The sequence below is a fragment of the Vibrio sp. 03_296 genome, assembly GCF_002265885.1.
This window is the reverse complement of sequence record NZ_NPKW01000475.1, coordinates 1-880: the sequence shown is the minus strand read 5'-3', so window position 1 is coordinate 880 and position 880 is coordinate 1. Positions and strand designations below refer to the sequence as shown.

Sequence of the window (880 nt, the reverse complement as noted above, 5' to 3'; positions counted from 1 at the left end):
CTGTTAGCGATGATGGCCGTGGTATCCGACCGAATGCACCAGAAGAGAAAGTGTCTGCCGCTGAAGTTATCATGACGGTACTGCACGCTGGCGGTAAGTTTGACGACAACTCTTACAAAGTGTCTGGCGGTCTTCACGGTGTTGGTGTTTCGGTGGTGAACGCACTGTCTGAAAAAGTGCTGCTGACAATTCATCGTGGTGGTCATACTCATAGCCAAACCTATCGTCATGGTGTGCCTGATGCACCGCTTGCTATCATCGGCGATACCGAAAAAACCGGTACCACGGTACGTTTCTGGCCAAGTGCGCAAACCTTCACCAACATCGAATTTCATTATGACATCCTAGCGAAGCGTTTACGTGAGCTCTCTTTCCTGAACTCTGGCGTGTCGATCAAACTGTTTGATGAGCGCGAAGAAGATAAGAAAGATCACTTCATGTATGAAGGTGGTATTCAAGCGTTTGTTACTCACTTGAACCGCAACAAACCCCCATCCATGAAAAAGTATTCCATTTCAACTCTGAGCGTGAAGACGGGATTGCGGTTGAAGTGGCGATGCAGTTGGAACGATGGTTTCCAAGAAACATCTACTGTTTATCCAACAACATCCCACAGCGTGATGGTGGTACCCACTTAGCGGGGTTCCGTGCGGCATTGACGCGCACACTGAACAGCTAYATGGACAAAGAAGGCTACTCGAAGAAAGCGAAACGCGACTTCTGGTGATGATGCGCGTGAAGGTTTGACCGCTGTTGTTTCAGTCAAAGTGCCGGATCCAAAATTCTCAAGTCAAACCAAAGACAAACTGGTTTCTAGTGAAGTGAAGTCCGCAGTGGAATCCTTCATGGCAGACAAACTGAACGACTTCTTAGCGGAGCA

At 48.4% G+C, this 880-nt stretch carries 1 pseudogene; it reads left to right on the top strand.

The features are described from left to right. Positions 1 to 880, top strand: a pseudogene (locus CIK04_RS25500) (ATP-binding protein); the annotation flags it as partial.